4 protein-coding genes are annotated in these 5,701 nt (G+C 42.0%); 2 read left to right on the top strand and 2 right to left on the bottom strand.

Annotated features, from left to right (window positions below):
* Positions 1-380: 380 nt before the first annotated feature.
* Together CAG57_RS12760 and CAG57_RS12755 are read right to left on the bottom strand one after the other, a co-directional pair.
* Positions 381-1,718, bottom strand: coding sequence for a 6-phospho-alpha-glucosidase (locus CAG57_RS12760; protein ID WP_161433921.1), 1,338 nt, complete (start codon positions 1,716-1,718; stop codon positions 381-383).
* A 158-nt stretch (positions 1,719-1,876) separates the two neighbouring features.
* Positions 1,877-3,493, bottom strand: a complete 1,617-nt coding sequence (locus tag CAG57_RS12755) for an alpha-glucoside-specific PTS transporter subunit IIBC (protein ID WP_099610777.1) — start codon at positions 3,491-3,493, stop codon at positions 1,877-1,879.
* A gap of 302 nt (positions 3,494-3,795) precedes the next feature.
* Between CAG57_RS12755 and CAG57_RS12750 the strand changes: the two genes are divergently transcribed.
* Both CAG57_RS12750 and CAG57_RS12745 read left to right on the top strand, forming a co-directional pair.
* A complete protein-coding gene (locus CAG57_RS12750; RefSeq protein WP_161433919.1) occupies positions 3,796-4,494 on the top strand; it encodes a GntR family transcriptional regulator in 699 nt (232 codons plus the stop codon).
* A gap of 452 nt (positions 4,495-4,946) precedes the next feature.
* Positions 4,947-5,357 (top strand): endonuclease domain-containing protein, encoded by a 411-nt coding sequence (locus CAG57_RS12745; protein WP_202598373.1) that lies wholly within the window; start codon positions 4,947-4,949, stop codon positions 5,355-5,357.
* Positions 5,358-5,701: the final 344 nt, after the last annotated feature.

Below are 5,701 nucleotides of genomic sequence, written 5' to 3'. Positions count from 1 at the left end.
GTCTATGCTCATGGGGATTCACTCACTTGCCGCCTACCTGCAACTCCAAGTTGTTTGGGTATATTTGTTTTTAAATATAATCGTTGGATTTTGATTATTTTAAAACTCGACCTAAATGGTTATGGATAAAAATAATAGTGTAAACTCTAAATTAAATTATTATTTTTGGCTGTGATGGACGTGGATTATTTAAAATGGAATAAATTGGGTCTTTATTTTTATAATCAAGATCGATGATTAAACACAATTGGTAGTATTAAATTATTTTATTTTAAATATGTGAATGGTATCGTTTGGCTGGTTGTATTTTTTCTTTACAAATTAAAAAACAAATCCCTTCTCAAATAGAGAAGGGATGCTTAATCAGAAAAAATGGGGGGTTAGTTTAGAGCTGTCCAGTAATCTTTATTAGCCTCCATTAAATCGTCGAGAATCGCTTTGGCAACCGCAGCACTGGGGATGGTGGCTGACAGGGTTAGCGCTTGCCATAGTTTTTGATACGAACCTTCGACATGGGCCTGTACGGCGAGTTTTTCGACCGAGACTTGTTGGTTCATCATACCTTTTTGGAATTCGGGGATAGCTCCAATTTGTAGTGGTTTTGCTCCCGTACTATCGACGATGCACGGAATTTCAACCATTGCCGTTGGATCAAAGTTACTGATGGCACCATTATTTTGAACAATAAGTAACATGCGTTCTTTGGTATTAAACGCGATCGCGGTAGCAAGGTCGACGATATAAGAAGCATGCTCTTCCACTTCAATGCTGGTGTCGACAGCTGTGCCATTTTTAATAATGCGCCGACATTCAGTAAAGACTTCTTTTTCACGACCATCCATGACTTCATTGGCTCGGGTGTATTCTTTATTGGAATGCTCTACCACATAATCAGGGAAGAGATAATATTTTAAATAGGTGTTCGGAATGGTTTCTGGATCAAGTGCGTATACATCGCGCACTTTGATGAAGGTCTCTTTCCAAGATTCATCGGTATGTTGAGCACCACTAAGCGCACTAGGCGGCAAATAACCATGTTCTTTAATGTATGCTTTGATGCGAGGCAATAAATCTTCCCCAGTTTTTCCATCCTTAAATTCTTTCCACCAACCAAAGTGATTGAGTCCGTAATACATCACATCAAACTGTTTACGATCTTGATAGCCGAGAATTTCCGCGATACGGGTCTCGATACCAATTGGCATATCACAGATATTCAATACTTTTGAGTTTGGACGCATGACACGACAAGCCTCGGCAACGATCGCTGCTGGGTTTGAGTAGTTAAGCATCCAAGCATTAGGTGAATATTTTTCCATGTAATCGATCAGCTCGATAACGGCTGGAATAGAGCGCAGCCCATAAGCTACACCTCCGGCTCCACACGTTTCTTGGCCGACACAGCCATGTTTGAGTGGGATTTTTTCGTCTTGCTCACGCATCGCATACAAACCCGCACGAATGTGTGCCATGCAGAAGTCGACATCAGTAAAAGCTTCTTTAGGATCGGTAGTGTAGGAAAATTGGATGTGTGGAGCGCGTTCCTTTAGCAGTATTTCGCAGGCTTTTGCAACCACTTCTTGGCGCTCGGCAAAGTTATCGTAAAACTTCAATTGACGGATGGGAAAGCGTGCTTGATTTTCTAATAACATCATGACGATACCTGGCGTAAATGTTGAGCCACCACCTGCGATTACGATAGAGAATGCTTTGTTCATGTTAAACCTCACGTTAGTTAATCAGTGTCTATTCCTGTGCGATTGGCTGCGATCACGGCAAATCGTTCCAGGAGGCAGGGTGTTGAGCACGCCTGCAATAAAATCAAAATGAGTGGGATTCTCTGCCGCAAATGAATGACAAGAGAATCACCATTACGTTAACAGCTTGCTATTGGGCTTTGTTCGCTATGCTTATGTGTTTGTTGGATGATTTGTTCGCACGCTTCTCTCAGTTGCGGTACATGTAAACCGATAATGACTTGAATTGCGCAGCCATTTTTCACGACATTGACCGCTCCAGCTTCCATAAAATAATCAGCGTTAGCGACTAGCTGGGGGTCTTGCACGGTCACGCGTAAGCGAGTGGCACAGTTACTGAGTTCGGTAATATTGTCTATCCCACCAAGCCCTTCAATGGTTTCAATGGCTTGAATATGTAATGGCGTGGTGGAGGCGGCTGCTTTATTACTGATGCCGTGTTTTTCGTTAAAGTCTTGCTTAGTGCGTAGCTTGAGTTCGGCACCATCTCGGCCGGGGAGTGCGACGTTAAATTTGATAATAAGAAATTTAAAGGTAACGTAATAAATTACCGTGAAACATAACCCGATGACGGTTTGTGTGATCATCATATAAGTGTGGCTACCGAGTAGTGGAACCCAATTGCCGGTGATAATTTCAATTAATCCTCCACCCATATTGCCGACGACACCAAACATATACATCACCATCGACATGGTACCTGCCAGCAAAGCATGGACGGCAAATAGCCAAGGTGCGATAAAGAGGAAAGTAAACTCTAACGGTTCGGTAATGCCAACAAAGACGGCAGTCAGTGTCGCGGGAATCAGTAACGCTGCTACTTTTTTACGGTTTTCTGGCTTAGCCGTATGATACATCGCGAGAGCGATACCGCTGCAACCGAACACTTTGGAGTTACCATGCAAAGCGAAACCACCAGCGGGGAAAAGATCTTTAATGGCTTGTGTTGAATGAGTAAAGGTTTCTAACCCGGCAAACCAGTCGACATAAATGCCGTTCGGGGTTGCGACATTACCAAAGACAAAAGGGGCATAGATAAAATGGTGCAGGCCCGTCGGGATTAAAATGCGTTCTAAAAAGGTATAAAGCCACACACCAAAAGATCCAGAACTGACCAAAAACCCTTGTAAATCTAAAATGCTATGTTGAATAGAAGGCCAGATATATAAAGTGGCCCATGCAGCAGGAAGCATGGTAAAGAAAGCAACAATAGCAACGAATGCTGTTCCTTGGAAAATGCCTAAATAAGCCGGTAGGGGTTTATCAAAAAAACGGTTATGCAGTCCGGTAACGATGGCTGAGATAATGATGGCACCAAAAATACCGGTATCTAATGTTTTTATGCCTGCAATATCGGTTAACCCGGAGGTTCCACCGATGGCTTGATTAAAGTCAACATCGAAGAAGGTACCCCATTGAGTCCCCATCGCACAGATAAAATAGTTAAAAGTAAGGTAAGAGACCATCACTACTAATACGGCCCGTGCATGTGCGGTTTTTGCTAAACCAATCGGTAAGCCTACCGCAAAAAGCAAGGGCATATTACGAAATAGAGTCCAAGCGCCTTCTTCTAAAATAAACAGGACTTGATAGTACAAACCGTCTGGGTTGGCTAAATCACCTACAAATATGGGGTTTTTGAGTACGATAGTCAGCCCAACCATAATCCCAACAAAGGGAAAGAGCAGTACGGGCGTAAACATGGCTCCGCCTAAGCGTTGTATTGCACTTAACATTGGAAAATCCTTCTAGTGTCCATTGATGTATCCCAAGTAATCTTGGGGGAAATACGGTTCCGCCTTAAGACCCTACTAATGTAGTTGGTATATCCAATGTAGTACAAATATATAATGTATTTAATGTGATCTTGGTATTAAAAAGGATGAATTGCTTGTTTTTTGTGTGATTAAGATACAATTTTAGCATGAATTTTCTGTTTTAGCCGATATGCTACGAAAAAGTGAACTCAGTCAATAAATAGGTATTTGATTTGTTACTTATTGTTGTATGATGTTTTTTATCGTGAGAGAGGTTAATTATGTTGTATAAAAAAGTCATGTTGGCACTCAAAGGACGCATTGATTCGGGAGAGTTTCAGATCGGCGATAACCTACCAACAGAAAGTAAATTAATGGATGAATATGCCGTCAGTCGAATTACTGTACGTAAGGCGATCGATGAACTGGTAAAAATGGGTATGGTGGAAAAAAGGCAAGGTGCAGGAACGACGGTGATCGGTCAAAGTATGACGGGTTCAATGTCTAGTTTACGCAGTAACCGAGAATACCTAGCTGAATCTGGAGCCGAATTGAGTTACGACGTTGAGCAATTCGCGCTGATGACACCTCCTGAGCATGTTGCTCAAGCTCTTGCGATCAGTGATGGTGAGAAGGTCTATTTTATTCGACGCTTTATGTTTATTAATGGTGTCTTATCAATTTATGAAGACTCTTACATGCCTGCCAGCTTATTTCCCGATCTGAGTTTGAATCATTTAAAAGGGTCTAAATATCATTATTTAGAGCAAGTACTAAGGTTGAAAATCGATGGTGCTATTCAAGATTTTGCCGCCATTTTACCTGATGAGCATATTGCTAAATGTTTAGGGGTAACAACAGAGACTCCCTTACTCAAGTTAACTTCAGTGGGAAAATTAACTGATGGGCGGTTATTTGAATACACGGAAATTGTCAGTAAGCCCAATACTTATTCTTATAAACATTACTTGAAGCGCTAATTAAGAGCAGCAACCACCCCGCCCTTCGGGCACCCCTCCGAGGGAGGGGAATAAAAGCGAATGCGTTAGTATCGTTAACCATTAATCATTAACAATTAATAATTAACCATTGGCTTCAGCAATCATCCGCCCTTCGGAGGAGGGGAATGAGAGCATGTTGCGTTGGCTTTCATCGCAGGTTTAAATTTCCGAGCGAGGAGGAGTAAACGCGAGCACGTTTTTTAAAATTCCCCTCCTTCGGAGGGGTGGCAGGCGAAGCCTGACGGGGTGGTTGCCTTCGCTTTTTTGTTTATGCTCGCCCATTCCATTCCACTGATTTTTTCTATTGGCTCGAAATTTTTCTCTAGTGAAAAATTCATCTTTAATCAATGTGCTATTGTTTGCTTATTTACTATATAAGAATAACAATTTCGTTAGCATTGATAATATTCACTTTGAAGTGGAAAGTGACGATGAGAAAAACCCAAATTTATAAGTCCTTACCTTATAACCCTCAGTTGCGAAAACAAGCAAAATTACTACGAAAGGCGGGTATTTTGCATGAGGTTTTATTATGGCAACAGCTTAAATCTCGGCAGCTTAATGGATTGGATTTTGACCGTCAGAAAGTTATTGGTAACTACATTGTCGATTTTTATTGTGCAGAAAAATCGGTTGTGATTGAGGTTGATGGTTATTCTCACAATATCCAGCCAGAAAAAGACATCGAGCGAGATAACTATCTGAGCAACTTAGGGGTGACAGTAATTCGTATTTTAGCGAGTGATGTATTGCAAAATTTGGCAGAAGTCATTGCATTTTTGGAAAATCATCCACAGTTATTATCAAGTGCTTCTAATTCAATACAACCTGAGAATTTTTAAGTCAGCAACCACCCCGCCCTTCGGGCACCCCTCCGAGGGAGGGGAATAAAAGCGAATGCGTTATTTGTTGTGTTGGCTTTCACCGCAGGTTTAAATTTCCGAGCGAGGAGGAGTAAACGCGAGCACGTTTTTTAAAATTCCCCTCCTTCGGAGGGGTGGCAGGCGAAGCCTGACGGGGTGGTCTTAAACCAAGGTTCTAGGGAAGTATATGTGCTAGTAAAAGCAGGGCAAACGCTAAAACTAGTACCTAAAAACTTAATCGCATTCCATTAACCGCGTCAACCACCCCGCCCTACGGGCACCCCTCCGGGGGAGGGGAATAAAAGCGAATGCGTTATTTGTTG

It is taken from the genome of Vibrio sp. V30_P3S12P165 (assembly GCF_009904905.1).
In the GTDB taxonomy this organism is placed as follows: domain Bacteria; phylum Pseudomonadota; class Gammaproteobacteria; order Enterobacterales; family Vibrionaceae; genus Vibrio; species Vibrio fujianensis.
This window is presented reverse-complemented; position numbering and strand designations above follow the sequence as displayed.

Coding starts and splice junctions, on each gene's coding strand:
- CAG57_RS12755 (WP_099610777.1), bottom strand. CDS start 3,493: ATGTTAAGTGCAATACAACGCTTAGGCGGAGCCATGTTTACGCCCGTA.
- CAG57_RS12750 (WP_161433919.1), top strand. CDS start 3,796: ATGTTGTATAAAAAAGTCATGTTGGCACTCAAAGGACGCATTGATTCG.
- CAG57_RS12760 (WP_161433921.1), bottom strand. CDS start 1,718: ATGAACAAAGCATTCTCTATCGTAATCGCAGGTGGTGGCTCAACATTT.
- CAG57_RS12745 (WP_202598373.1), top strand. CDS start 4,947: ATGAGAAAAACCCAAATTTATAAGTCCTTACCTTATAACCCTCAGTTG.